The organism is uncultured Capnocytophaga sp. (assembly GCF_937936315.1).
Classification (GTDB): Bacteria; Bacteroidota; Bacteroidia; order Flavobacteriales; family Flavobacteriaceae; genus Capnocytophaga.
Genome location: NZ_CALGWU010000002.1, coordinates 13,708 through 37,616, shown reverse-complemented (window position 1 = coordinate 37,616; position 23,909 = coordinate 13,708). Strand labels below are relative to the sequence as shown.

Genomic DNA, 23,909 nt, shown 5'->3' with positions numbered 1-23,909 from the left:
CCTGTCGTGCTACGACTCATCGTCGTAGGAAGTGTAATCCCATTCCAAGCCAAAGTTTTCGATAGCATTTAAAAGAGTATCAAATAACTCTTTTTGAGCGCTGCCTATAAAAATAGCAGTGGCTCGGTTTGTGTCTCGATGTATGGCAAGGGTAATGACTATTTGAAAATTGGCATCGGTAAAGGTGCGTTGCCCTTTCCAGCTGAGGGAGGTAAGCTCAGTATATTGTTTTTCTATATGGGCAACAGCTTGCTTGGGTACTTCAAAGTTTTCCATATCCAAACCGCCCATTGCATTGGCATTGTAGGGCAAACCTCCCATCACACCATTGTAAATGGCGAGGTAGAGCCAAAAGTCGGATAGGTTTTGGGTTTCTTGTATCCAATTGGGGTCGGTTTCGGAGCCGTAATTACCCCAAACGGGTGGATTAGAGTTGTTTAAATCTTCTTTGCGAATTGCCCACATTACCACTCCTTGGTTTTCTTCACAAAAGCATAAGTAATCCCCTGCAAAATACAATTGCTGAGGTGTAGCCAAAGAGTTATAGGATTGGTTTACACTTTTGGTTGCCCCTAATTGTAGGTAATACGCTCGGAACTCCTCAGGCAAGGTGATGTGTAAGCGTTTTTCAGCTTTTAACAACTGTGCTTCCGAGAAGCCTTTGCTGTCCTTGGGCGTGAGATTGTATAGTTTTTTGATATATTTTTCTACTACTTCAGTCATATTCTTAATTGTATTTCATTTTTTTGTTTTATCTTTGCAAAGGTAAATAAAAAATATCATTATGGCATCTATTATACACCCTTATTTTGGTACTCTTGATACCAGCATTATACAAGAAGATTTTGACCCAGATGTGCTATGGGAACAAAAAGTAACTTTTCAAGAATTAAACGATCCTGTTGAGTTTAGTCTTTGGTTGGCTAAAAAAGAGGAAATCAGTAAGGAAAGATTAGATTTGTTTGAGCAATTTATCAAGCATTTTCCAGAAAGAGACCAACAAGCGCGCAAAGCACTCAAAAGCTATTTAGAACAAGATAGCGAGTATATGGATTTTCATATAGACGAATTAGAGTTAGAGGTACCTATCTCTATTGATGATTTTGTGGCAGCTATGAAAATTAATAATGTAGGGCTTTGGTATTGTCTTTCAAAGGAAGAAATTATTGTCGATTATATGATAGACCCTGACCAAAGTGACGAGATTCTTGCTGTTCGTTTTAACTTAGACGGCAGCTTTAGTTCTATTGCTTGGGAAAGCTAACTTGAGTCCTTAGTTGTTAGGTAATCACTAATGGCTAAGGACTAATAGCTATTTTTAATATTTCAATAAATAAAATCCCCATATCATATTGCTAAACTCTCCTGCTACAAAGCTGTGTGTCTCGCCATTTATCACTACTTTATAAAGGCAAAAAGACCTTTCGGCGTGATAGAGAGGGTCTGTTACTTTTACATATTCTCCCGTTTCTTGCCACTGATAGTCAAAGATATTTACGCCAAAGAGTTTTACCTCGCCTTCTACTCCTGAGGTTTCAAACTGCCAAGTTTTTTCTTTAAATAATTTCATCCGTTAATGATTAGTTCTAAAAACTTCGGTGGTACTTCATCTGTAAGCCAAACCCCATTGGCAGAGAGATAAAAAACATACCCTGCCTTATGCATTGCCTTTGTATTTACTTTAAAAATGACGGGTTTGCCGTGTCGTGCACCTACTTTGGTTGCGGTTGCTATATCAATGCTGAGGTGTACGTGTTGGCGGGTTTGCTTTTGGAGTCCACTTTTGAGAATGCTCTCTACAAATCTGCTGGCAGTGCCGTGATACAAATATTCAGGAGGTGTTTGGGGCTGTAATTCTAATGTTACGGCAAGCGAATGCCCTTGATTGGCGCGTATTTTTGTGTTATCCTCGCTAAAAGCATATCGCTGTTTGCTATCGGTAGCGACGATTTCTTCCAATATTTTAAGGCTGAACACTGGGAATTTACGCTTCATATTCTTAATGAGCACATTCACCTCAGCCCAACCGTGTGTGTCGAGGCTAATACCAATCGCCTCAGGGTGGTGTCGCAGTACCAAACTGAGAAACTTGCTCTCTTTTTTATGTTTTTCAATCATTTTTGTGAGGGGTAGCGAGTAAAATATTGCGGTAAAATATAAATTGGTTATTTAAGGTTGCATCTATTTCTTTAGAAGAATGTAGCGTTTCTTTCTTATCGATGTGAGTTTCTAAATTCTCTTCAGCAAGATAAAAAGGTACATTATAAGAATACAAGATGTGTTCTGCATTTTTTAGCTGCTTGTTAAAAATAAAACGATAAGTTTCTTTACCCATTTCGCCTAAAATTTCACTCTCTATAATAGTATCAGTCGTGATTTTATTTATATACAAACGAATTTCCTCTCCCTCTGTTGAAGAGTCTAACATAATAGTATCTTTCAGCATTTGCAATGAATCTATAGATGCTTCCACAGAAGAAACTTCTGTATGCTGACTATTGTTTTGATGATTGCAGCCTATTATCCATACGGGGAACAAAATAGTTGCACATTTTAGTAAGAATTTTGTCATATTGATTGTTTTTGATCTATTTCAAATATTTTTACGAGCCTATAACCTTGTAAAGACACAATAACTAACTCCAAAAACTTCGGTAGTATTTTATCTATGATCCATACTCTATTGACAGAGAGGTAGAAGGAATATTCTACTTCATACTTTGCGCGCTTTTTGCACGCTTTCTTAACTATATTTTAACATATAAGATGTGTTTACACTAGCTCCTATTATTTCTTTAAACAAACACCAATCCCGTTTGTTGTAAGTAATAGTTCTTCCCTACTTGTTCTTTTGCCTTGTCGGAAATCCAAAAATCGGGTTTGAGCAATTGCTCTCCTTTCATCATCTTTGCTTTATGGCTGATTTTCTTAATCTGCTTGATGATATCCTTGAAAACTATATACTTCTTGAAAATCGAAGGTTTAGTAAAAAAAATCAAAGGTTGAAAAATGGTTTTGCTTTCCTTTACACCACCTTCAACCCTTGATTATTATTTAAAACCTATTGTTTAAACACGTTGTTTTCTCTATTGATATCCACACTTCTGTTGTTAGGGTCTAGCACTATGCTTTGGATATCACTCAGTGGCATATCAAGCTCAAAAGTGTAAGTGAGGTTACCCCAACCCCAAGCAGGGAGCACAAGGCGAGAGTAAACAGGATAAGTATTAGGTTTTTCGCCGTAAGTCATTCGAGAAGGCACATATAAGTATTGAGTTTTACCAGCTTTATCAGTTACAAAAAGGTCAATAGAGAGGGGTAATCTGCCCAAACGCTTGAGGGTAACGGTCGTTTTATTACCTTTGGCAGTCACCTTTTCGATAGCGTAATCAGCTACGTGGTCAGTTTGCATAAACTCGTTGAGGAACCACTGCAATTGCAAACCTGATACTTTTTCGGCAATGCGAATAAAATCGTTAGGAGTAGGGTTCTTGAAAGCAAATTCGCGGTAATAACGTTTGAGAGTTTTTAGTAGCGCCTCATTGCCCATTAGGTAATCTAACTGGGTGAGAAACAACTGACCTTTGTAATAAGCGGCAATGCTATAGGCGTAGTTGGTCGCATAACGATCGGAATGAGTGATAGTAGGCTCTTGCAATCTCGATTTCACCAAATTGAAGTAGCCCTCATAAGCATCTTCAAAAGGGTATTCGTTTTGAGGGATAAGTCCTAAAACTTGTTGTTCGGCAAGGGTTTGTATATACGAAGTAAAGCCCTCGTCCATCCACGGATAAGCAGCTTCATCAGTAGCTAAAAGGTGTTGAAACCAAGCGTGAGCCAATTCGTGAGTGGCTGTGCCTACTAATTTTTCATATTTTTCACCACCTACCATAAGGGTACACATTGCGTATTCCATACCGCCGTCACCACCTTGGATAAAAGAGTATTGAGGCCAAGGGTAAGCACCGATGAGCTTGTTGAAATAATCAAATACTTTTAGCATATCAGGCTGAATGCGTTTCCAAGTTTCAGGATATTTTTTGTAGAAGAAGTGCATAGTTTTACCATCGGCAAGTTGGTGTTTGTCGTGTACATACTGAGGGTCGGCAGCCCAAGTGAAATCGTGTACGCGTTCGGCAACAAAGTGCCAAGTTCTGGTTTTAGCTTTTTTAGGTAGCGCAGGAACTTTTACCCCTGCATCTTCATAGCCAAAACCTATTTCGTTAGCGTTTTGGAGTATACCTGAACCTGCTACCATATAGGTTTTGTCGAGGGTGATTTTCACATCAAAATTGCCCCAAACGCCATAGAACTCACGTCCTAAGTACTCGGTGGTGTGCCAACCTTGGTGATCGTAAGCCACCATTTTAGGGTACCATTGCGACATTGAAAGAGCTACCCCATCGGGGTTGTTGCGCCCTGCACGGCGTATCATTACGGGCAACTGACCTTCAAAAGTCATATCCAGTACTGTTTTGCTATGAGGGAGGATAGGGGAGGGGAGGGTAACTTTCAAGATAGTACTCTCGTGAGTGAAAGTTGCTTTTTGTCCATCTTGAGACATAGCTGTAATGCGCAAAGAGCCTATTTCCGAAGGTGATAGTTTGGCAATTCTACTCTCGTAGACAGGTTTTTGTTTAGTGCCTACGTTGTTAGCCATACGTCTATCGGGGTCGGGGAGAGCTTGCAAGTTGCTGTCCATCTCGCTATTAGGTTGGAAAGCATTGTAGTAGAGGTGGTAGAATACCACGCGGAGGGTATCGGGGGAATTGTTCGTATACGTGAGTTTTTGAGTGCCTTTGTACTGAAAGGTTTTCACGTCCATTGTCACGTCCATTTGGTAATCAGCTTGTTGTTGCCAAGGATTGTCTTGCGCACTTACATTCAGCGCAAAAGCGAAGCCACAAAGGGCTAAAAGCATTTTTTTCATCAGATGAATTGTTTTAGTTTTTTAGAAAGCGCAAAGATAAAGGTTAATTTGCTCATTTCCAAATTTGCTCATTAGCAAATTCTTTACTACCTTTGTCGCCTCAATTATTGTTAATTATTCATTGTCAATTGTTAATTGAAATATTATGGATTTTTTATTTTCTGTTGATGCCCTTGTGGCACTCCTTACCCTTACTTTCCTCGAAATCGTTTTGGGGATTGATAATGTGATATTTATCTCTATCGTTACAGGTAAATTACCCGAAAACCAACGCAAACGTGCTACTCGCTTGGGACTCTTCTTGGCAATGTTTATGCGTATAGGTTTGCTATTGGGAATTTCCTTCCTCATTCGCCTCAAAGACCCGCTTATCAGTTTTGATTGGGGTTGGTTCTCAGCACATTTCAACGGACAAGCACTGATACTTCTCGCGGGAGGTATTTTCTTACTCTACAAATCAACTAAAGAAATTCACGCTAAAGTAAATCATATAGAACACGTTACCGAATCGGAGCAGCCTCAAGCGCGACAACAGGCTTCATTTAGCGGAGTTATCGTGCAAATCTTACTGATAGACATCATCTTTTCAATAGATAGTATCCTCACAGCTGTGGGAATGACCAATGGATTGGAAGGTGCAATTTACCTAATGATTATTGCTGTAATCCTTTCAGTGGCAATAATGATGCTCTTTGCTAACCCTGTAGGTAACTTTGTGAACCGCAATCCGTCAATTCAAATATTAGCCCTTTCCTTTCTGATACTCATTGGCTTTATGCTTATCACCGAGAGTATGCACCTTTCGGAAGCAGTACTCGCTGGACAAACAGTAGGGGCAGTGCCTAAGGGCTATTTGTACTTTGCAATAGCCTTTTCATTGGGTGTTGAGTTTTTGAATATGAAAATGAGGAAGAAGACTAATAACTAAAAAAATAAAAAGATATGAATGCAATTTTAACCACTCCTCCACAAGGTATTTCTTTGGAAAATGCTATGAATATCCTTAAAAGTCTTAACTTTAATATTGTTGATGTTAAAAAATTAAAGAAGGAAGAGAAAGAGATTCCTAATCAAGAAACCAAAGAAGCTATGGTTGAAGCAGAAAGGTTGATAAAGGACAAAGATACACCTTTCTTTGATGATGTTGATGCGTTTTTATCGTTCTTAAAAAACTAAGATTATGGAGTCTACAGAAACTAAAAAAGAAGATGAGTATAAGTATCAGTTATTCTCTTCTACAAGTTTTAAGAAGGATTATAAGAAGTTTTTGAATGATAAGGTAAGAATAGCTAAGATAGATGATACTATCAAACAGTTAAGAATTGGAGGTGTAGAACAGTTACCTCTAAAAATGAAAGCTCATTTTTTAACAGGAAAATACAAAGGTCATTTAGAATGTCATATAGAGCCAGATTTACTCATTATTTGGCTACAATATGATGAAGAACAAAAGAGAATTGTTCTTACCCGTTTAGGCTCACATTCAGAACTTTTTAAAAAGTAAGAAAATGAAAGTATACACCAAATGCAAACATTGCGCTGAAGAACTATTTTGCGCTACAGAAGCTACTGACCGTGTGGAGTTTGCGATGCGAGAGGGGGAAGAAAAATCACTCGTCTGCCCTAACTGTAACCGCCGTTTTACTTATGAACCCAACGATTTCCGCGCCAAACCCTCAAAAATAGGGCAAATAGTAGCCTTAGCAATTCTCATTTTGGGAGTGCCTGCTCTTATCTATGCTTTTGCGGGAAAGAACTACATAGTATTAGGAGGTTATTTGCTGATTCCGTGGGCTGTTTATGCGATTATCACCCAACAAGACCGCAGTAGAGTAAGCAGTTTTAACCAAGTGCTTTTTAGAAGAAAGTCGCAACGAGAATAACAAGCAATTTCTTTAACTAAATAAAATTAAAACGATGAATACAACAACACTTAAAATAACTTTCGACAATGCCGATTTATTGTTGTTTCAACCTTTGTTTGATAGATTTAAAATAAAGACAACAGTTGTAGAAAACGATGATTTCTACTACGATTTGTCGGCAGAAGATATAGAAAATATAGAGAAATCTAAAGAACAAAAAAGATTAGGTCTTTACAAGCATACTTCAGAAGTTCACAAATTAATACAAGAAAAACATGGAATTGTTTTGGACAGATAATGCTATTGATAATCTTGATGAGACACTTACTTATTGGATAAGAAGAAATAAATCAAATGCTTATTCTGAAAAAATAGCAGTAGCAGTAGCAAAAGCTGAAAAAGAAATAAAAGAAAATCCCTATCGCTCTGATGAATATAGTGAAAGGCTAAAAACACATAGAAAAGCGCTCCTTGATAGGAAATTTTCTATATTTTATGAAATAGATGAGGAAAGGAATATGATACTAATTACCTATTTTAGAAGTGCCAAACAAAAACCTTTGTTTTAACAGCTTTGCCAATCGCGGAATTATCCAAATCCTCAATATGCAAGTAATCTATTATTTTGTAGCAGTAGCAATAGTTTGTTTTTGTTTTGGGCAATACGTTTGGTACAACAATATATATTTTTTGCAAAAAATAGTTTTGTAATTTACTTTTTGGCAATTCTATTTTTGTTAGGAGCCGTACTATTTTTCTTGCCCTTGTTTTACTACTAACCTCCTGAAACCTGAAACCTAACCCCTGACCCCTTCTTAAACAATGAACAATATTTTAGGATATGATACTATAAAGAACTATTTAAAAGCCAGTGTGGAAGCAGGTCGCATTCCACACGCTCAGTTATTTGTCGCTGGCGAAGGACAAGGAGGACTGCTAATGGCAATTGCCTACGCAACTCTCATCCTCTCACACGACAACCCCAAAGCAAAAAAACAATGCGCCCAACTAGCTCACCCCGACCTTCATTTTGCTTTCCCCACAGCTACTAACAATAAGGTGAAAAAAGACCCTATTAGTTCACTTTTTATGGACGAATGGCGCACTTTTGTAAAAGAACAACCTTATGGTTCTCTCTTTGATTGGTTTGTGTTCCTTGATATTGATAAAAAACAAGCTAACATAGGGGTAAACGAGGCTAAAGAAATTACCAATAAATTAGCCCTGAAATCGTTTGAAGGAGGTTATAAGATAATGATTATCTGGATGGCAGAGAAAATGAATCCCGAAGCCTCTAACAAGCTCCTCAAACTCCTAGAAGAACCTGCCGATAAAACAGTCTTTCTCTTAGTTGTAGAAGATGAAAATGCCTTGTTAGACACTATCAAATCGCGTTGCCAAATTCTGCGCTTTCCGCCACTGAGTGAGAAAGCTATCAAGGAAGCGCTCATCGCACGTGGTTTAGCTGATGCCGAAGCAACCAAAATAGCCCTCCGCGCTCAAGGAAACTTTAACAAAGCCCTCCAACTGATGGACAACAAAGAAAGTGAAGAAGCAACCTTTGAACGTTGGTTTATTGCGTGGGTGCGTACTGCCTATCGTGCGCGTGGCAACAAAGCCTCTATACAAGGACTCTTGCAGTGGAGTGACGAAATCAATACCGTTGGGTATGAAACACAAAAACAGTTTTTGCAGTACTGCGCTGAGGTATTTAGGCAAGCACTTCTGTTGAACTACAAAGCTAATAGTTTAGTGTATATGCAATTTGCCGACCCTACTTTTCAGCTTGCCAAATTTGCCCCTTTTATTCACGGCAACAATATCGAGGCAATACACAACCTCCTCGAAGAAGCTCAGTTACATGTAGAGCGCAATGGTAGTGGGAAAATTATTTTCACCGATTTAGCGATTAAACTCACCCGACTATTACACTCCCCTAATAACTGAAATCTGACCCCTAACACCTAACAAATTATGCTCAAAGCAATTTCCCCCATCGATGGTCGTTATGCTGATAAAACGACCTCACTTGTGCCTTTCTTTTCCGAAATGGCACTTATTCGTTATCGCGTGCAAGTGGAAGTAGAGTACTTCATCGCTCTATGCCAACTACCCTTGCCTCAACTTGCCGATTTCCCTAAGGAAAGATATGCCGACCTTAGAAAACTCTACCAAAATTTCACCCAAGAGGAGGCTCTAAAAGTAAAAGAAATAGAACGAACTACTAATCACGATGTGAAAGCGGTAGAATATTTCATTAAAGAGGCTTTTGATTATCTACAATTGCAAGACTATAAGGAGTTTATCCACTTTGGTCTTACCTCCCAAGATATTAATAATACCGCTATTCCGCTTAGCATCAAAGAAGCTGTACAACAAGTGTATTTGCCCGATTTAGAGCAATTGCTCAGCAAACTGAGAAATTTAGTAGTTCAATGGAAAGATGTACCATTATTAGCACGAACCCACGGTCAGCCGGCATCTCCTACGCGTTTGGGCAAGGAATTCGAGGTGTTTGTCGTTCGTATGGAACAGCAGTTACAAAACCTTATCGCAGTGCCTTATGCTGCCAAATTTGGGGGAGCTACCGGTAACTACAACGCTCATAAAGTAGCCTATCCTAATATCGATTGGAAGGCTTTCGGCACCCGCTTTGTTGAGGAAATATTGGTCTTACACCACTCATTCCCTACTACCCAAATTGAACATTACGACCATTTAGCCGCTCTTTTCGATGCTCTCAAACGCATCAATACCATCCTCATCGATTTGAATCGCGATATTTGGACGTATATCTCTATGGATTACTTCAAACAACAGATAAAAGCAGGCGAGGTAGGTTCTTCGGCTATGCCTCATAAAGTAAATCCTATTGATTTTGAAAATTCTGAAGGTAATTTAGGTATTGCCAACGCTCTTTTAGAGCATCTATCGGCGAAATTGCCTATTTCCCGCCTGCAGCGCGACCTCACCGATAGTACAGTATTGCGCAATGTAGGGGTGCCTTTTGGTCATATACTCATCGCCCTGCAATCTACCCTCAAAGGACTCAACAAACTCCTTTTAAACGAAGATAAAATCCGCGAAGATTTGCAAGACCATTGGGCAGTAGTAGCCGAGGCTATCCAAACGATTTTGCGTCGTGAAGGCTATCCTAATCCGTATGAAGCCCTCAAAGCCCTTACCCGCACTAATACCGCTATTACAGCCGAGACTATCAGCAACTTCATTGATACTTTGGAAGTAAGCGAAGATGTAAAGGCAGAACTAAAAGTTATCACCCCCGAGAACTATACAGGAGTTTAGTTTAGGCAAGAGATAAGAAGTAATAAAAAATGCTCAGGTAAATCCCTGAGCATTTTTTTATTGGAATAGTTGTATCAAATTTTCTATGACCCCGAAGTTGGTTTGCTTAGCAAGGGTGCGCAAGCGCTCTTTTAAGGTCAAACGCTTGCTCAACTCTCCTTTTTTACAGCACTTCAAATCAATGAGAAGTTGCTGAATTTCTTCATATACCCTCGTTTTCCAATGCGGCTGACGCTTAGAAACAAGCTCAGGAATAGAAGGGTCAAACAAACGCAACATATCTACTGTTTGGGCAGCAAATTGAGTGTCCCGCTCATATACAAAATGCTGCGACATATTTTCTACAGGATCTTTCGTTAGAAAAAGTTCTTCGCTAAAAGTACTATAGATCTCTATTGCAAAATCCACTTTCCCCATCCATACAAGAGCATTACACAGTTTAGAAATGAGAATATCAGGAGTGTTAAATTCTTCATTAAATACGTGTAAGGGTTTGGCGCGTAGGTTGCGATGTAAAGCAGCTTCAGCCACGCGAATCGCTTCTTGTTCATTGTTGTTCAAGTAAGCCAATACTACTTTGGCTATGGTATAGCGCGTTTCGGGGTAATGAAAGAAACTATCAGGATAATCTTGCCATACCGATTCAATGTATTTATCAGCTTCCGTAGTATATTTTTCTATAAAACCTCCCCCCCCCCCATTTTGTACTACAGAACACCCCATAAGAAAGAAAAGAATTCTGACACACTCTCAAGTGTTCTAAAGGCTGAGTAGCGAGATAGGTTTCGATGAGATGTACATAACTCGCTTGAGCCATACAATCGTAGTACGGGAACCAAGGGTAAAGTGACTGAGTGATTTTTGGGGTGTTCTTATAGCGTTCCAAGAACGAATAAGCATAAGGTAAATCGTTCAAAATGATAGGAGCGTAAGCCTCGTGAGTGTCACGCAGTTTAACGTCGAAAAAACTCGCGCCCGAGAAAGCAATAGTGTCGTAGAAAGAGTTGATAACCTCGCGCAGTTGTGTAGGGGTAGCAGGGGTTGTGTTGTTGCAAAAGCTCTGCCAGTCAGCAAAACCAATGTAGTTACACAACAGGTTTAAACTTGTAATACTTAGTTGTTTCTCCTTGTCAATTTTTCCAAAGAAGCGGCGCAAGGTTTGGGTAGATAGACGCGTTTTTTCCGATAATTCTTCAAAGTCAGCTATAGAAGTAACTGTTTTTCCAAAGGAGAGGTTTACTTCTGTTTGTAAGCGGTTAATGTGTTGTTTATAAGTGTTTTCAGTAGTTAAATCATTTGTCATTTTCCACGTCAAGTATTTATAATTGGGGAGCAAATATACATAAAAATACCAAACTGTACAAAATTGTACAATAATTTTGTTTCTAAATGTACAATTTTGGATAGGAAATTTACACACAATTGAACACAATTGGACTTTCGTATTTTTTGGAGTGATTATACTTTTGCCCCTGAAAAAAGATAACAACAGAAACCAAAAAAACAATAAATAATGTCAGTAGAATATTACAGAAAACAAATCATCGACCTCAGAGCGCGATTAGACAAAGAGAAAGAAAATAAGAAAAAGGACAATGCCTATTATGGCGATATGGCAAAAAAAGCTTCTTCTCCAAGTAGTAAAGCCGCTTATAAAAAGACTAAAGTAGATAAAGCCGCTTCTCACGACCGTGCTATCGAAAGTCTCAAAAAACAAATAGAGCGTTCTAAAGAAAGTCTTGCTCGCGAAAAGGCAAGAAAAAAATAAACAAGTAAACAATTTAAAATTTTTATAATATGATTAAGCAATACAAAGAATTGGTAGCTACTGATTTGTATATCGTGGCTATCTACGACAACAAGTCTATCGATGTGTACAACCGCTACGAAAACGCTAAAGGTGCTTTGCGTCAAATCGCTGATGAAAACAACTTTAAGTATGACGAATCTTGGAATACTCGTCAGTTTGGCAAAAAATTAATTGATGCCCTTGGAGGTGGAGCTCCTGCTATTGCCGATGAAACTTACTGTGTGTATACCGATGCCAAAGGTACCGTTATCTGTGGAAGCAAATTTGAAGGCAGTACTAAAGAAGGTTTGCGCACCGTAGCTGCTAAGTACAAAATTAATTATGACGAGGCTTGGAACACTCAACAGTTCGGGAAAAAAGTAATTGAAGCTTTGCGATAAGAACTGATTTTTAAGAGAGTGTCTATTTTTAGGCACTCTCTAAAAAAAACACTAAAACATACTAACACTAAATAAAAAAATAAAATGGCAAAAAAAGCTCTTGTAACAGGAAGAACACAGAACAGAACAGCCCTTGGTATTATTGCTGCTTATTTAGAAATGTACCCTAGTACAACCCTAAGTGAGCTAAAACAAATATTCGCAAAAAGTAGTGTATGCCCCGATGCAGGGATAGGTGAACTATTCTACACTACTAAAGACCTTGAGGCTGAGAAAAAAGCGGGAAATGAATGGTTTGAAAAAGACCAAGCTTGCTTTACCCAAGATGGTGAATGGTTAAAAGTAAAAGGCAATAAAATTGCTTTCTGCAAAATGTGGACAGCTCCTAGCCTTGCTAAACTACAACAAAAAGCCGAACAATATGGCATCACAGCTCAAGTAGGCGACCTTCCTAAAACCGACCCTAACTACAAAGTAGGGTATGCAATCACTTATGAAGGTGGTAAAAAAGGAATTCCTTTTTGGGTGTGGATTGTATTGTTAGTACTCTTAGCAGGAATCGCCTATTTTTTATTAACCAATAAATAAGAAAAACCTGCTGCTACTCAAACCATTTCTCTTACTGAAGAAGTACAAAAAGTAGAGTCGCCTCAGCTATGAAGTTTTGGAAGTAGCAAACAAAAAACACTAATAACCCCCAACTCCGATGAAAATAGACGTATGGAGTTTATCGTACTTAAATAAAACATTTTTTTAACACTTAAAAATTCTAATATTATGGGAATTAAATCAAAAACTATAGCTCCTTTCATCGCTGCTGCTGCAACTGCACAAGGAGCTTACGATGAAATTGCACAAGAATGCGTAGCCGATTTGGCTGAAGAACTCGAACTCAAAGACCTAGAAAAAGAAGTAGAAGCCGCTTTCAAAAAAATAGAAAAACTCAGTGATGATGATTTCGATACTTATCTTGAGGAAGCTGCTAAAGCTGTGAAAGCTGGTGAAAAAGAAGCTACATTGCTTATTAGCTTGCAAGTATTAGCATCCGATGGTGTGATTACTGCCGACGAGATGGAAAACTATTTTGCTTTTGCTGAACTACTTGGCATAGACGATGAAAAAGCAAGCGAATTGTTTGACGATTTTGTGGAAGAAGCTGATGATTTAGAAATCGAAGCCTAATGTATAACCTTAAATTTTTTAACTATGGCACTTAAAAAAACAGCAACTGGAAAAGTAGATAAAAGAACTACTGAATACAAAGAAATGGTAGAAAGAGCAAAGAAAGCTCGTGAAGCTGCTAAAAAAGAAAAAGAAAAGGCAGCTAAAAAATCCGACAAGAAAACTACAGCTTCAAGCGGTGTAAAAAGAAAGGCTGACGGCAAAGTAGACCTTCGTACCAAAGAAGGAAAAGCTATAGCCGAAAGAATGGAAAAAGCCCGTAAAGCCAAAGAAAAAAATAAAAAGAAAGGCGGCGTATTGTCACGACTCATTAAGAAATTAGTATAATAGCAATACACACTTTTTTTCAACTTTGCCTGAGTTCTAAACTTAGGCAAAGTTAATATTAAATAATCAACTTATGGGACTATTTAGCAGTATCTTAAAAGGAACAGGCTTCTCTTTTTCGTGGAAACGTGTAGTAGGACTTACAGCACTCCGCAGTAAAGCTTCTCGCAGAATAGGAGTGCCTACTTCTCGCCAAGGGGTAGAACGCAAAATAGGAGCAACCTTATTGGGAGTCCTATTTGGCACAAGCAAAAAGAAAGGAAGAAAGAAAAAATAAATATTTGTACAATGAAAAAATATAAAGAAATAGCAGCTAAAGGAAAGTATGTAGTCGTTTTGTATGACAATAATGCTGTAGAAGTATATGTAAAACAAAAAGTAACTACCGCAATTTTGCATAAAATAGCAGGTGAAAACGGGCTTAAATTTCATCAAGATACAGCCGTTGAAAATGGCATAGAATGGTTCGCTAAAAAGATACTTGATACATTGGGAGACCCTAAAGCCATCGTGGGAGGAGAAGATTGTTTGTATATAAACAAAAATAATACTCTTATTTGTGGACATCACTACGAGGGAACAGTTAAGGAAGTTTTAAGAAAAATCGCTGAGGAATTTGAAATAGATTATCAAGATACTTGGAATACTCAGCAATTTGGTCGTAAAATTATAAATGAGTTAAAGTAATAGATACTATTAGGTTATGAAAAAAATAGTACTAATCTCTTGTGTTTCAAAGAAAGCTCCTCAGCCTATCCAAGCAGAGGAACTATACCAAAGCCCTTTATTTGTAAAAAGTTTAGCTTATGCTAAAAAACTAAAACCCGATGCAATTTACATATTATCGGCACTACATCATCTGCTCCCTCTTGATAAAGTAACCGCCCCATATAACCTTACTCTCAATACAATGAGTAAAAAGGAAAAAACAGAATGGGGTAAAAAAGTAGTGGAGCAACTTAAACAAGTGGCAAATTTAGAAAAAGATACTTTTGTGATTTTGGCAGGGGAGAACTATCTCACGCCTATCCAATCTCAGCTTAAACATCTCGAACTTCCCTTAAAAGGAATGAAAATAGGTGAACGACTACAGTTTCTAACGAATAAAACAGCTTAAAATGAACTCATTAGCAGTACAATTACATCAGTTATTTAACGCGCAAAAGCGTTTTACTTTTCCTTTTGAAGCAAATAAGAACGAAATTCCTACTAATGGTATTTATATCATCTTTGAGAAAGGTGAAAAATTTAATGATTGTGATAGAATCATCAGAGTAGGTACTCATACAGGAGATAACCAACTCTATTCTCGCTTGAAACAACATTTTGTAAAAGAAAATAAGAATAGAAGTATTTTTAGAAAAAATATAGGGCGTAGTTTATTGCGCAAAGATGACCCTCATCATCCTTATGCTGAAAAATGGGAATACGATACTACCTCAAGGGAAGGTAAACAAAAGTATGCACACTTGCTGGATGTAAATTTTGAAAAGGCTTTAGAAAAGCGAATTAGTGAATATATACAGCAAAATCTCTCTTTTGTAGTTTTTGAAGTAAAAACTAAAGACGACCGACTTTTTTGGGAGAGCAGAATCATTTCTACTCTTTCCAATGCTGCAAAAGCAGGTGAAATAACACCTTCTGAAAATTGGTTAGGTAGTTATTCTCCTAATGAAAAGATTAGAGAAAGCGGACTTTGGTTAGTGAATGAATTGTATAAACAAAGTCTCAACAACGAAGAATTTGAAAAACTAAAAGACTTAGTATAAGGTAAAAAGCTAATTGTCTTTACCCTCCAACCCTAACACGTTATTTTCTCTCACAATTTTTTATACAAAAACCACCGCTGTGCATTTACCCGCTCAGCGGTGGTTCTTTATTTGCAATATTTCTATTAACTATACTTAATAATTGATAATTAAATACTTACACCCTAGCTTCTATCCCCTAATTCCTATATCCTAACCCCTCTCTTACTTCTTACTTCTTACCTCTATCCCCTGAGTACTGTCTTCTAATCTTCTCCTCTGGTCGTAAGCAAAAGGTGTATAGACAAAGTAGGAATCCCCATTCTAAAGGCTTCATCAGTATATAAGTGAGGTTGGAAGCCCAGCGACTTTTGATTTTTTTAGAGAGGTCGTAACCATAGCGGTCATAGTTCTTGCGTATAAAGCGGTGTAGGGTAGGGGAGAGGTCGGCGATGAGTTCTTCAAAAGCGTTGGCAATTTGCAACTGTCGGTTTACGATAATGCGCTGCTTGCCTCGTATCCCCCAGCGCAAAGGTTTTACTAATTGCGGACTCCCGCAGGCAGCTACCGTGCAAAGGTAATGCCCTTGGTGGGGTAAATGCGGTGGGTGGTCGTGTTGTGAGAACCCCCAAGTAGTAGTCTCGGTTAGTGCTTTGCTCACAGCATCATAATCATCTCCAAAGAGCATCAGTACTAAGGTAATGAGCACAAACACAGGCAATATAGCTATTACCGAGGAGCAAAACAGAGCGCTTTTTGTAGAGAGTTTTTCGTTTATTTTATTGAGCCATTGGTATTTAGAAGTACTAAAAGATAGATTTTTAGGCAAATCGTAGAGCGTGCGAATGATGATGCTTAAACCTACTAACAGACTGAAAATAGGGAAGCAAACTAAAATTTCATTACCTTCTTGTGAGCCTAAAAGTTGCAAGATGAGTATCCCGTTAAAAAATAACCCTATATAGAGCACACACAATCCCAATGCTAAAATAAGTGGTGGCAAAGCTGATTTGCGAAGCCAAAGTAGTAGCAGGGAAATATGATACAACACAAAAAATATCATATATATCAGTTCGTGTTTGCTAGCAATAAACTCATAACTTTCAAGTCCAGCAGGGTCAATTGCTTCGTAATAAGGGTGTTCCTCTCCTGAAAATAAAAGGAACAGTAAAAATGTAACAAAATAAAATTCTGCTATGATAATCTGCCATATAGGTACAAATTTGCGCAATAGTAGTATAAAGCATATCGCAAATACAACTAAAAATAGTAATTCTATCATATTTCTTACCTGTTAATTGTTAATTGTTAACTCTTACCTCTTACCTGCCCTAAAACAATCGCTCCTGCCATTGCCACATTTAGGCTTTCTGTTTGTTGGTGTTTGCTAAAACGCGGAATAGTGATTGCCTTATTCGCTAAGGCGCGCACTTCGGGGCTTATCCCATTGGCTTCATTGCCCAAGATAAGTACGCAATTTTTGGGAAATTCGGTAGTGTAGAGGTTTTCACCTTCCAAATCCATTACATATACGGGCAGACTACAAGTAGCCAAAAATCCCGCTAAATCTACATAATGCACCGCTACACGGGTAAGTGAGCCCATAGTGGCTTGCACTACTTTGGGGTTATAGCAATCTACGGTTTGGGTGTTGCAGAGCAAAGTTTCGATGCCAAACCAGTCGCAGAGGCGTATCAGTGTCCCTAAATTACCAGGGTCTTGTACGTTGTCCAAAGCGAGAATTATCCCCTCTTGCAGTATGCCCTTGTGTTTGCGTTGGTGAAAAATTGCCAAACCTTCATCAGGGTTTTTCAGAGCACTCACTTTCCTCAATTCTTCTTTGCTCACCAGCGTGATAGGGTGATGGCTAAGAACTTCGGCAAACATTTCGGTGGCGATGAGCAGTTCCAATCGGTAGCCTGCTTGCAGAAATTCCACAATGCTCTTTTTTCCCTCTACTATAAAGAGATTCAGCTCGTTGCGATATTTTTTCTGTTGTAGTTTCTGAATTAATTTGAGTTGATTTTTGCTAAGCATAAAATAATTGTGTATTTTTGAGCCCTAAAAAACAAAAACTTGTGAGAAATACGCGTTCCCCACTAAGCCTTATCGGTATGCTACTCGTTTTAGTGGTTGCACTTTCGGCGTGCGATGCTACCAAGCGTGTGCCTAAAGACCGCCATTTGCTCAGAGAAAATCTCGTGTACGTAAATGGCGCTAAAACCGACGATGCAAAGATAAACAATTTTGTGTTACAAAAGCCTAATTCGTATATTTTAGGAATGCCCATCAGTTTGTATATCTACAATTTGGGCAATCCTAATGCCGAAAAAGATTTCGCTCAATGGATTGACACACACCCAGGTTGGCATCGTTTTCTCAAAGGACTCTTGTCTGAAAAACAGGTGGGCAGACTCCAGAAATCGTTTTTAGTATCGGGTATTGACCACCAATTGCAACGCATAGGCGAAGCTCCTGCCGTGCTCGATACAGCCCGTGTGCATAAATCTACCAAACAATTGGCGGCTTACTTCCGGAGTATAGGCTATTTTAACAACAAAGTAACCGATAGTATTTTTACCCTTCCTAAAGAGGAAAAACAACAAGCCAAAGTGAGCTATAACATCACTACGGGCGAGCGTTACTATTTGGATAGCCTCAAAACCAAAATCACTTCCCCCGAAATTGATTCGGTTTACCAATTGTACAAATCAAAAACTTTCCTCAAATCGGGGGCGCCTTATCAGCTTAGCGATTTTAGCAATGAGCGTTCACGCCTATACGAACTCTTCCGCAACAATGGTTTTTATACCTTCCAGCAGAGTTCCATCAACTTCCAAATTGTACGTGATACAGTTACAGCTAAAAAAGATACTAAACTACAAGTAACCACTGATATAGGAGACCTTATAGAACGCGATGGCGATGTGATTACTAGTAAAAAATACAAAATACATCACATCAATAAAGTACGCCTCTACACCGATTACGACAACAAAGTAGATAAGAGTACTTTAGACTCTTTGCAGTACCGCGATATGCTTATTTACTATAAGGATAAACTCCGCTATCGTCCGCGAGTGTTGTACCACGCAACAGGGCTTAAAAAAGGAGCTATCTACACCGATATAGAGCGAGGTAATACCTATCGGCAATTCAACAACTTACGTGTGTTTCGCTATCCTAATATGGAGTTTAAATACCCCGCCAATGATACCTTGCAAAACAAACTTGATGCAAATATATATCTATCGTCTATGGATAAATTTTCATTGCGCCTTACTAATGAGATCAAGCGTTCGGAAATTGAAGCTATTGGTTTTGGAATAGGAACTTCGTTTGTAGCGCGCAATGTGTTTAGAGGGGCTGAAACTTTAGAACTGAATTTCCAAGGCACTTTTGCTTCACAGCCTACACTTAAGGATACACGATTTTTTAACACTTCGGAAGTGAGTGGTGATATCCGTCTGATTTTCCCCTCTATCGTTTTCCCTCTGAATACCCGTAAGCTCATTCCTCACTATATGACCCCTCAAACTATTTTGCAGGGAGGTACGAGTTACCAAACTAATATAGGACTCGACAAACGCACTACTTCGGGCTTATTGCGCTATGTGTGGAACCCACGTAACCAAAAGAATAAGGTGGTTTTTGATTTGATAAACGTACAATACGTGAACAATATCAACCCTGGTAACTTTTTCAATATTTATCAAAGTACGTATGAAAAACTGAACGATATTGCTCGCAAATATAGCTTAGGCGGCCAATATGTAGATGGTAGAGGAAATCTTACCCCGAGCGAAGGTACATTCAAATTCTTAGAAGATATTTTTAATCGAACAATAACTGTCCAACCTGATGATGTATTGCCTTTATTTGGTATTTTGGAGCGATATAACCGTATTACTAACAACGACTTTATCGTGGCAAGTAGCTTTACGTATATCCTCAATAGCAAATCACAGTTTTTTGAACGCGATTTCTCTCAACTCCGTTTCAAAATAGAAGGAGCAGGTAGTTTGCTCAATGCTATTACAGCAACTTATAAGGTGGTAAATACCGATGGTAGTACTAAAAATAAACTCTTCGGGGTGGAATACGCCCAATATGCCAAAGCTGAAGTAGATTTTATCAAGCATTTTCCTATTGGCAAACAGAGTTCTTTAGCGTTTCGTTCGTTTTTAGGGATAGCAATTCCGTATGGGAATTCCGATAATATACCCTTCTCACAGAGTTATTTTGCGGGAGGTACTACCGATAATCGTGGATGGAAAGCCTATCGTTTGGGTCCAGGGTCAAGTCAGTCGATTTTGGATTACAACGAGGCAAATATGAAGATTACCCTCAATTTGGAATATCGTTTTCCTATCTTAGGAGCTCTCAAAGGGGCACTCTTCACCGATGCAGGGAATATTTGGAATGTAGCTGATAACACACCTTTTGAAGAAAATAAATTTAAGAATTTTTCATCGCTGAAAGATATAGGGTTAAGTACAGGTTTAGGGTTGCGCTACGATTTCAACTTCTTTGTTATCCGCCTTGATATGGGGATTCCTACCTACGATCCTGCTGAGTCTGAAGGTAGCCGCTGGATAAAGAAATTCAAAATCAAGGAAACTGTATTTAATTTTGGTATTAACTATCCTTTCTAAACGAATATGCAACTGCTTACGTGTATTATAGTAGATGATGAGCCTATGGCGCTCTGTCTTTTAGAGAGTTATGTGAAGAAAACTCCTTCCTTGCAACTTATAGGGAAGTTTAGCAATGCCATAGAGGTATTGCAATTTCTGCACAACCACCCAGCTCCCGAGCTTATCTATATGGATATACAGATGCCAGAACTCAATGGCTTGCAACTCTCTAAAAAGCTCCCTACAGCTTCTAAAATCGTTTTCACCACAGCTTTTGATCAGTATGCCCTAGAAGGGTATAAAGTAAATGCGATAGGCTATTTGCTCAAACCTTTTGATTACTCCGAGTTTTTGGAAACGGTAGAAAAAGCCTTACTTCTCGCCGAAACTACTGCCCCTCAACTCACCGAAGTACCTGATTATATGTTTGTAAAAACCGATTACAAACAAGTGAAAGTGCTTTATAGTGATATTCTTTATATAGAAAGCCTAAAAGATTATGTGAGAATATACCTCATTGGCGATACGCCCCCTATCACCACTCTGATGAGTTTAAAGAAATTAGAAGAAGAATTACCCCCTGAGCAGTTTATGCGCGTACACCGATCGTTTATTGTAGCCTTAGATAAAGTGGAAGTGGTAGAGCGCAACCAAGTAGTATTTGGCAAACAGCGCATCACTATTGCCGAACACTGCAAAGAGGCGTTTTTCGAGAAGATTAAGTTATAAAAAAAGCTGTTTAAACATCGTTTAAACAGCTTTTTATTTGTTATTTATGATTCTATTATTTAAGAGTCTTTTTAACGGCAACCTCTTGGAAGGCTTCTATTACATCACCTTCGTGAATATCGTTGTAGTTCTTAATTTGCAAACCACAATCGTAACCTTTGCTCACTTCTTTTACGTCGTCTTTGAAACGCTTGAGTGAAGAAAGTTCGCCGGTATAAATCACCACATTCTCGCGCAATAGGCGTACCTTAGAGTTGCGGTAGATTTTACCATCGGTTACCATACAGCCCGCAATGGTTCCTACTTTAGAAATCTTGAAGAGTTCGCGTATCTCTACTGTACCAGTAACCTCTTCCTTGAACACTGGTGAAAGCATACCTTCCATCGCATCTTTCAAATCGTTGATAGCATCGTAGATAATAGAGTAGGTACGGATATCGATAGATTCTTTTTCTGCCAAAGCACGTGCATTGGTCATTGGTCGAACGTTGAAACCAATAATAATAGCATCAGAGGCTGAAGCCAACAATACATCCGATTCGGTGATAGCACCCACACCTTTGTGAATGATAGATACTTGAATTTCTTCGGTAGAGAGTTTTTGGAATGAATCGGTGAGCGCTTCTACCGAGCCATCTACGTCCCCTTTGAGGATGATGTTCAACTGTTTGAAATCGCCAAGGGCAATGCGTCGTCCAATCTCGTCGAGGGTGATGTGGCGCTGTGTACGCACCGATTGTTCGCGTTGTAACTGAGCGCGTTTGGCTACTATTTGTTTAGCTTCTTTCTCGTCTTCAAATACATAGAACTTATCACCCGCTTGAGGAGCTCCGTCGAGACCTAAGATAGAAATAGGAGTAGAAGGACCAGCTTCTTTCACCTTTCTACCGCGCTCGTCGTGCATAGCGCGTATTTTACCAGAGTTAGTACCTGCAAGTACATAATCACCTACGCGCAAAGTTCCTGATTCTACCAATATAGTAGATACATAACCACGACCTTTGTCGAGAGCAGCTTCTACTACAGTACCTACAGCAGGCTTGTTAGGGTTTGCTTTTAGTTCGAGGATTTCAGCTTCTAAGAGTACTTTTTCCAATAGTTCAGGAACACCAATACCTTGTTTAGCTGAGATGTCCTGTGATTGTATTTTACCACCCCATTCTTCCACAAGTAGGTTCATACCTGCCAAGCGTTCTTTAATTTTATCGGGGTTAGCATTAGGTTTGTCAATCTTGTTGATTGCAAAGATGATAGGTACTCCTGCCGCTTGAGCGTGGCTAATTGCCTCTTTAGTTTGTGGCATCACATCATCATCGGCAGCTACCACAATAATAGCGATGTCGGTTACTTTAGTACCACGAGCACGCATAGCGGTAAAGGCTTCGTGACCAGGGGTATCGAGGAATGTGATGCGCTCACCGCTTTCGAGTTTCACCCCGTAAGCTCCAATGTGCTGGGTAATTCCCCCACTTTCACCTGCAATCACATTTTCTTTACGAATGTAGTCGAGGAGTGATGTTTTACCGTGGTCTACGTGACCCATTACGGTTACAATAGGCGCACGAGGCACTAAATCTTCAGGTTGATCTTCTTCAGTATGGATAGCCTCCTCAATGTTGGCAGTTGCAAATTCCACTTCATAACCAAATTCATCGGCTACGATAGAGAGGGTTTCAGCATCAAGACGCTGGTTCATAGTAACCATAATGCCGAGTGACATACAAGCTCCAATAACTTTGTTGATAGGCACATCCATCATTGTAGCCAATTCGTTTACGGTAACAAACTCGGTTACTTTTAAGATTTTTTCTTGTTGTTCTTGTTCTGCGAGTTCTTGTTCCGCTTTTTGGCGGTGAGTTTCGCGTTTTTCTTTGCGGTATTTAGCTCCTTTAGATTTGGTACCTTTTCCTTGCAAGCGTTCGAGGGTTTCGCGCACTTGTTTTTGTACCTCTTCTTCAGTAGGTTCTATTTTGGTAATAATCTTGTTTTTCTTTTCTTTTTTCGCAGTGTCGCCACCTTTGGTTACATTCACTTCATCTTTGCGAATGCGTTTGCGTTTGCGTTTTTCGCTGTCGGCAGTAGCTCCAATAGTACTATTAGTAGTTTGAGCCTCTTTTTCTTTGTCTTTATGACGGTTGCGTTTGCGTTTTTTCTTCTTTTTCTCGAATTGGCTGAGGTCGATTTTCTCACCTACCACTTTAGGCCCAGTGAGTTTTTGGTATTGAGTTTCAATCACACCAATAGGAATTTCAGGAGTAGGTTCCTCTTTAGGTTTAGTGTATTGTTGTTCCTTTTTCTTAGGCGGGGTAGTGGTTTGCGTCAAAGGGTTTTGATAAACAGTTTTATTTTTTTGAGCGTCGGGTTTAGGGGATTCTTTCTTTTTGATGTCTTTGTGGTCTTTATGGTTGTGATCTTTATTTTCTTTGGTTTTAGCAGGTTCAGCAGGAGTAGTTTTGTTTACTTCTACATCTTTTACTACTACGGGTTCCATAGGAGTAGGAGGAGTGCTCACAACTTCGGTTTTAGGAGTAGTTTCAGCAGGGAGTATTTTTTCCTCTTTTTTACCCCCGTCGAGGTCAATTTTGCCTACAGGTTTGAGTCCTGCCAATTGTGTTTTGGCACGAATCACTTCTTGTTCTTGTTGCTTGCGTTTTTCTTGATTTTCCTTCTCTTGTTCCATACGGATAGCTTCACGCTCTTTGCGTTTATCTTCTACAATTTCTTTAGAAACCGCACGCTTATTTTTGTCAGCTTTAAATTTGTTTGAAAGGAACTCAAAAGCCTCTTCGGTAATTTTAGTGTTCAAATTCTCCTCAATTTCTATATTTTTGTATTTTTTGAGTTCTTCCACTGCTGTTGCCAAAGAGATGTTTAAATCCTTTAAAACTTTGTTAATTCTTATTGTTTTTCCCTCGCTCATATATATGTTTTTAATTATCAATTAGCAATTGACAATTACTAATTGTCAATTGCCTTTTTTTTGTTACCACTACCT

Annotated in this window: 31 protein-coding genes; 20 read left to right on the top strand and 11 right to left on the bottom strand. The window is 38.9% G+C overall.

The annotated features are described in order from the left end of the window. Window positions 1-9 precede the first annotated feature (9 nt). Window positions 10-723: an SMI1/KNR4 family protein gene (locus Q0162_RS00320; RefSeq protein ID WP_297887282.1), complete on the bottom strand. Its 714-nt coding sequence runs from the start codon at window positions 721-723 to the stop codon at window positions 10-12. A gap of 61 nt (window positions 724-784) precedes the next feature. On the opposite strand from Q0162_RS00320, the gene Q0162_RS00315 reads away from it, so the two are divergent. Then, window positions 785-1,264 (top strand): DUF2004 domain-containing protein, encoded by a 480-nt coding sequence (locus Q0162_RS00315; protein WP_297887277.1) that lies wholly within the window; start codon window positions 785-787, stop codon window positions 1,262-1,264. A gap of 54 nt (window positions 1,265-1,318) precedes the next feature. Here the strand turns inward: Q0162_RS00315 and Q0162_RS00310 are convergent, their stop codons facing one another. The 5 genes from Q0162_RS00310 to Q0162_RS00290 form a co-directional block, all read right to left on the bottom strand. Then, a complete protein-coding gene (locus tag Q0162_RS00310) occupies window positions 1,319-1,570 on the bottom strand; it encodes a hypothetical protein (RefSeq protein WP_273085588.1) in 252 nt (83 codons plus the stop codon). Further along, window positions 1,567-2,118: an RNA 2'-phosphotransferase gene (locus Q0162_RS00305; RefSeq protein ID WP_297887268.1), complete on the bottom strand. Its 552-nt coding sequence runs from the start codon at window positions 2,116-2,118 to the stop codon at window positions 1,567-1,569. Before Q0162_RS00305 ends, Q0162_RS00310 begins: the two co-directional genes overlap by 4 nt. Next, window positions 2,111-2,572 (bottom strand): hypothetical protein, encoded by a 462-nt coding sequence (locus Q0162_RS00300; RefSeq protein ID WP_297887266.1) that lies wholly within the window; start codon window positions 2,570-2,572, stop codon window positions 2,111-2,113. The genes Q0162_RS00305 and Q0162_RS00300 overlap by 8 nt, the downstream gene beginning before the upstream one ends. Window positions 2,573-2,795: 223 nt before the next feature. After that, entirely contained in the window at window positions 2,796-2,999 is a 204-nt protein-coding gene (locus tag Q0162_RS00295; protein ID WP_297887264.1) for a hypothetical protein, read from the bottom strand. 62 nt (window positions 3,000-3,061) lie between these two features. Beyond that, the gene (locus Q0162_RS00290) at window positions 3,062-4,930 is read right to left on the bottom strand and encodes a M1 family metallopeptidase (protein WP_297887261.1); all 1,869 of its coding nucleotides are present in this window, start codon (window positions 4,928-4,930) and stop codon (window positions 3,062-3,064) included. Window positions 4,931-5,075: 145 nt separating this feature from the next. Between Q0162_RS00290 and Q0162_RS00285 the strand changes: the two genes are divergently transcribed. The 8 genes from Q0162_RS00285 to purB all read left to right on the top strand — a co-directional run bounded on the left by Q0162_RS00285 (window position 5,076) and on the right by purB (window position 10,101). Beyond that, window positions 5,076-5,858: a TerC family protein gene (locus Q0162_RS00285; RefSeq protein WP_297887258.1), complete on the top strand. Its 783-nt coding sequence runs from the start codon at window positions 5,076-5,078 to the stop codon at window positions 5,856-5,858. 14 nt (window positions 5,859-5,872) lie between these two features. Beyond that, complete coding sequence (locus tag Q0162_RS00280; RefSeq protein ID WP_297887255.1) at window positions 5,873-6,106, top strand: toxin-antitoxin system, antitoxin component; 234 nt, start codon at window positions 5,873-5,875, stop codon at window positions 6,104-6,106. Between the two features lie 4 nt (window positions 6,107-6,110). Further along, window positions 6,111-6,434 carry a type II toxin-antitoxin system YafQ family toxin gene (locus tag Q0162_RS00275; RefSeq protein WP_095898920.1) on the top strand — a complete coding sequence of 108 codons (324 nt, stop codon included), beginning with the start codon at window positions 6,111-6,113 and terminating at the stop codon, window positions 6,432-6,434. 4 nt (window positions 6,435-6,438) lie between these two features. Further along, on the top strand, window positions 6,439-6,813 hold the full coding sequence (locus tag Q0162_RS00270; protein ID WP_297887246.1) for a hypothetical protein: 375 nt from the start codon (window positions 6,439-6,441) through the stop codon (window positions 6,811-6,813). Window positions 6,814-6,847: 34 nt separating this feature from the next. Next, window positions 6,848-7,093 carry a hypothetical protein gene (locus Q0162_RS00265; protein WP_297887243.1) on the top strand — a complete coding sequence of 82 codons (246 nt, stop codon included), beginning with the start codon at window positions 6,848-6,850 and terminating at the stop codon, window positions 7,091-7,093. After that, the gene (locus Q0162_RS00260; RefSeq protein WP_297887240.1) at window positions 7,071-7,364 is read left to right on the top strand and encodes a type II toxin-antitoxin system RelE/ParE family toxin; all 294 of its coding nucleotides are present in this window, start codon (window positions 7,071-7,073) and stop codon (window positions 7,362-7,364) included. The genes Q0162_RS00265 and Q0162_RS00260 overlap by 23 nt, the downstream gene beginning before the upstream one ends. A gap of 253 nt (window positions 7,365-7,617) precedes the next feature. Beyond that, window positions 7,618-8,742 carry a DNA polymerase III subunit delta' gene (locus Q0162_RS00255; RefSeq protein ID WP_297887237.1) on the top strand — a complete coding sequence of 375 codons (1,125 nt, stop codon included), beginning with the start codon at window positions 7,618-7,620 and terminating at the stop codon, window positions 8,740-8,742. Between the two features lie 27 nt (window positions 8,743-8,769). Beyond that, on the top strand, window positions 8,770-10,101 hold the full coding sequence (purB, locus tag Q0162_RS00250) for an adenylosuccinate lyase (RefSeq protein WP_297887234.1): 1,332 nt from the start codon (window positions 8,770-8,772) through the stop codon (window positions 10,099-10,101). 57 nt (window positions 10,102-10,158) lie between these two features. On the opposite strand, the gene Q0162_RS00245 is transcribed toward purB, so the two are convergent. Beyond that, a complete protein-coding gene (locus Q0162_RS00245; RefSeq protein ID WP_297887231.1) occupies window positions 10,159-10,824 on the bottom strand; it encodes a hypothetical protein in 666 nt (221 codons plus the stop codon). Next, on the bottom strand, window positions 10,757-11,404 hold the full coding sequence (locus Q0162_RS00240; RefSeq protein WP_297887229.1) for a hypothetical protein: 648 nt from the start codon (window positions 11,402-11,404) through the stop codon (window positions 10,757-10,759). Before Q0162_RS00240 ends, Q0162_RS00245 begins: the two co-directional genes overlap by 68 nt. Before the next feature lie 210 nt (window positions 11,405-11,614). Between Q0162_RS00240 and Q0162_RS00235 the strand changes: the two genes are divergently transcribed. The 9 genes from Q0162_RS00235 (at window position 11,615) to Q0162_RS00195 (ending at window position 15,569) form a co-directional block, all read left to right on the top strand. Then, window positions 11,615-11,869 carry a hypothetical protein gene (locus tag Q0162_RS00235; RefSeq protein ID WP_095901890.1) on the top strand — a complete coding sequence of 85 codons (255 nt, stop codon included), beginning with the start codon at window positions 11,615-11,617 and terminating at the stop codon, window positions 11,867-11,869. Between the two features lie 29 nt (window positions 11,870-11,898). Beyond that, window positions 11,899-12,291, top strand: a complete 393-nt coding sequence (locus tag Q0162_RS00230; protein WP_201260642.1) for a hypothetical protein — start codon at window positions 11,899-11,901, stop codon at window positions 12,289-12,291. Between the two features lie 84 nt (window positions 12,292-12,375). After that, window positions 12,376-12,879 carry a hypothetical protein gene (locus Q0162_RS00225; RefSeq protein ID WP_203084437.1) on the top strand — a complete coding sequence of 168 codons (504 nt, stop codon included), beginning with the start codon at window positions 12,376-12,378 and terminating at the stop codon, window positions 12,877-12,879. Window positions 12,880-13,068: 189 nt separating this feature from the next. After that, on the top strand, window positions 13,069-13,473 hold the full coding sequence (locus tag Q0162_RS00220; RefSeq protein ID WP_297887217.1) for a hypothetical protein: 405 nt from the start codon (window positions 13,069-13,071) through the stop codon (window positions 13,471-13,473). A 24-nt stretch (window positions 13,474-13,497) separates the two neighbouring features. Beyond that, window positions 13,498-13,800, top strand: coding sequence for a hypothetical protein (locus Q0162_RS00215; protein WP_095901894.1), 303 nt, complete (start codon window positions 13,498-13,500; stop codon window positions 13,798-13,800). Window positions 13,801-13,873: 73 nt separating this feature from the next. Further along, on the top strand, window positions 13,874-14,077 hold the full coding sequence (locus tag Q0162_RS00210) for a hypothetical protein (protein ID WP_278636518.1): 204 nt from the start codon (window positions 13,874-13,876) through the stop codon (window positions 14,075-14,077). An 11-nt stretch (window positions 14,078-14,088) separates the two neighbouring features. Further along, a complete protein-coding gene (locus Q0162_RS00205) occupies window positions 14,089-14,487 on the top strand; it encodes a hypothetical protein (RefSeq protein ID WP_297887206.1) in 399 nt (132 codons plus the stop codon). 16 nt (window positions 14,488-14,503) lie between these two features. Then, the gene (locus Q0162_RS00200) at window positions 14,504-14,917 is read left to right on the top strand and encodes a DUF6884 domain-containing protein (RefSeq protein WP_297887195.1); all 414 of its coding nucleotides are present in this window, start codon (window positions 14,504-14,506) and stop codon (window positions 14,915-14,917) included. Window position 14,918: 1 nt separating this feature from the next. Then, the gene (locus Q0162_RS00195; RefSeq protein WP_297887192.1) at window positions 14,919-15,569 is read left to right on the top strand and encodes a hypothetical protein; all 651 of its coding nucleotides are present in this window, start codon (window positions 14,919-14,921) and stop codon (window positions 15,567-15,569) included. Window positions 15,570-15,780: 211 nt separating this feature from the next. On the opposite strand, the gene Q0162_RS00190 is transcribed toward Q0162_RS00195, so the two are convergent. Then, on the bottom strand, window positions 15,781-16,830 hold the full coding sequence (locus Q0162_RS00190; protein WP_297887190.1) for a DUF6688 family protein: 1,050 nt from the start codon (window positions 16,828-16,830) through the stop codon (window positions 15,781-15,783). A 26-nt stretch (window positions 16,831-16,856) separates the two neighbouring features. Continuing rightward, window positions 16,857-17,585: an RNA methyltransferase gene (locus tag Q0162_RS00185; protein WP_297887187.1), complete on the bottom strand. Its 729-nt coding sequence runs from the start codon at window positions 17,583-17,585 to the stop codon at window positions 16,857-16,859. A gap of 41 nt (window positions 17,586-17,626) precedes the next feature. Here Q0162_RS00185 and Q0162_RS00180 point away from each other — a divergent pair, with 41 nt between their 5' ends. Together Q0162_RS00180 and Q0162_RS00175 are read left to right on the top strand one after the other, a co-directional pair. Continuing rightward, entirely contained in the window at window positions 17,627-20,203 is a 2,577-nt protein-coding gene (locus tag Q0162_RS00180) for a BamA/TamA family outer membrane protein (protein WP_297887185.1), read from the top strand. A 6-nt stretch (window positions 20,204-20,209) separates the two neighbouring features. Then, window positions 20,210-20,914, top strand: coding sequence for a LytTR family DNA-binding domain-containing protein (locus Q0162_RS00175; RefSeq protein ID WP_297887183.1), 705 nt, complete (start codon window positions 20,210-20,212; stop codon window positions 20,912-20,914). A 55-nt stretch (window positions 20,915-20,969) separates the two neighbouring features. On the opposite strand, the gene infB is transcribed toward Q0162_RS00175, so the two are convergent. Next, window positions 20,970-23,834 carry a translation initiation factor IF-2 gene (infB, locus tag Q0162_RS00170; RefSeq protein ID WP_297887180.1) on the bottom strand — a complete coding sequence of 955 codons (2,865 nt, stop codon included), beginning with the start codon at window positions 23,832-23,834 and terminating at the stop codon, window positions 20,970-20,972. Window positions 23,835-23,909: the final 75 nt, after the last annotated feature.

Excerpts from the sequence above, each read along its gene's own strand:
- Q0162_RS00320 (WP_297887282.1), bottom strand. The coding sequence starts at position 723 with ATGACTGAAGTAGTAGAAAAATATATCAAAAAACTATACAATCTCACG.
- Q0162_RS00315 (WP_297887277.1), top strand. The coding sequence starts at position 785 with ATGGCATCTATTATACACCCTTATTTTGGTACTCTTGATACCAGCATT.
- Q0162_RS00310 (WP_273085588.1), bottom strand. The coding sequence starts at position 1,570 with ATGAAATTATTTAAAGAAAAAACTTGGCAGTTTGAAACCTCAGGAGTA.
- Q0162_RS00305 (WP_297887268.1), bottom strand. The coding sequence starts at position 2,118 with ATGATTGAAAAACATAAAAAAGAGAGCAAGTTTCTCAGTTTGGTACTG.
- Q0162_RS00300 (WP_297887266.1), bottom strand. The coding sequence starts at position 2,572 with ATGACAAAATTCTTACTAAAATGTGCAACTATTTTGTTCCCCGTATGG.
- Q0162_RS00290 (WP_297887261.1), bottom strand. The coding sequence starts at position 4,930 with ATGAAAAAAATGCTTTTAGCCCTTTGTGGCTTCGCTTTTGCGCTGAAT.
- Q0162_RS00285 (WP_297887258.1), top strand. The coding sequence starts at position 5,076 with ATGGATTTTTTATTTTCTGTTGATGCCCTTGTGGCACTCCTTACCCTT.
- Q0162_RS00280 (WP_297887255.1), top strand. The coding sequence starts at position 5,873 with ATGAATGCAATTTTAACCACTCCTCCACAAGGTATTTCTTTGGAAAAT.
- Q0162_RS00275 (WP_095898920.1), top strand. The coding sequence starts at position 6,111 with ATGGAGTCTACAGAAACTAAAAAAGAAGATGAGTATAAGTATCAGTTA.
- Q0162_RS00270 (WP_297887246.1), top strand. The coding sequence starts at position 6,439 with ATGAAAGTATACACCAAATGCAAACATTGCGCTGAAGAACTATTTTGC.
- Q0162_RS00265 (WP_297887243.1), top strand. The coding sequence starts at position 6,848 with ATGAATACAACAACACTTAAAATAACTTTCGACAATGCCGATTTATTG.
- Q0162_RS00260 (WP_297887240.1), top strand. The coding sequence starts at position 7,071 with ATGGAATTGTTTTGGACAGATAATGCTATTGATAATCTTGATGAGACA.
- Q0162_RS00255 (WP_297887237.1), top strand. The coding sequence starts at position 7,618 with ATGAACAATATTTTAGGATATGATACTATAAAGAACTATTTAAAAGCC.
- purB (WP_297887234.1), top strand. The coding sequence starts at position 8,770 with ATGCTCAAAGCAATTTCCCCCATCGATGGTCGTTATGCTGATAAAACG.
- Q0162_RS00245 (WP_297887231.1), bottom strand. The coding sequence starts at position 10,824 with ATGGGGTGTTCTGTAGTACAAAATGGGGGGGGGGGAGGTTTTATAGAA.
- Q0162_RS00240 (WP_297887229.1), bottom strand. The coding sequence starts at position 11,404 with ATGACAAATGATTTAACTACTGAAAACACTTATAAACAACACATTAAC.
- Q0162_RS00235 (WP_095901890.1), top strand. The coding sequence starts at position 11,615 with ATGTCAGTAGAATATTACAGAAAACAAATCATCGACCTCAGAGCGCGA.
- Q0162_RS00230 (WP_201260642.1), top strand. The coding sequence starts at position 11,899 with ATGATTAAGCAATACAAAGAATTGGTAGCTACTGATTTGTATATCGTG.
- Q0162_RS00225 (WP_203084437.1), top strand. The coding sequence starts at position 12,376 with ATGGCAAAAAAAGCTCTTGTAACAGGAAGAACACAGAACAGAACAGCC.
- Q0162_RS00220 (WP_297887217.1), top strand. The coding sequence starts at position 13,069 with ATGGGAATTAAATCAAAAACTATAGCTCCTTTCATCGCTGCTGCTGCA.
- Q0162_RS00215 (WP_095901894.1), top strand. The coding sequence starts at position 13,498 with ATGGCACTTAAAAAAACAGCAACTGGAAAAGTAGATAAAAGAACTACT.
- Q0162_RS00210 (WP_278636518.1), top strand. The coding sequence starts at position 13,874 with ATGGGACTATTTAGCAGTATCTTAAAAGGAACAGGCTTCTCTTTTTCG.
- Q0162_RS00205 (WP_297887206.1), top strand. The coding sequence starts at position 14,089 with ATGAAAAAATATAAAGAAATAGCAGCTAAAGGAAAGTATGTAGTCGTT.
- Q0162_RS00200 (WP_297887195.1), top strand. The coding sequence starts at position 14,504 with ATGAAAAAAATAGTACTAATCTCTTGTGTTTCAAAGAAAGCTCCTCAG.
- Q0162_RS00195 (WP_297887192.1), top strand. The coding sequence starts at position 14,919 with ATGAACTCATTAGCAGTACAATTACATCAGTTATTTAACGCGCAAAAG.
- Q0162_RS00190 (WP_297887190.1), bottom strand. The coding sequence starts at position 16,830 with ATGATAGAATTACTATTTTTAGTTGTATTTGCGATATGCTTTATACTA.
- Q0162_RS00185 (WP_297887187.1), bottom strand. The coding sequence starts at position 17,585 with ATGCTTAGCAAAAATCAACTCAAATTAATTCAGAAACTACAACAGAAA.
- Q0162_RS00175 (WP_297887183.1), top strand. The coding sequence starts at position 20,210 with ATGCAACTGCTTACGTGTATTATAGTAGATGATGAGCCTATGGCGCTC.
- infB (WP_297887180.1), bottom strand. The coding sequence starts at position 23,834 with ATGAGCGAGGGAAAAACAATAAGAATTAACAAAGTTTTAAAGGATTTA.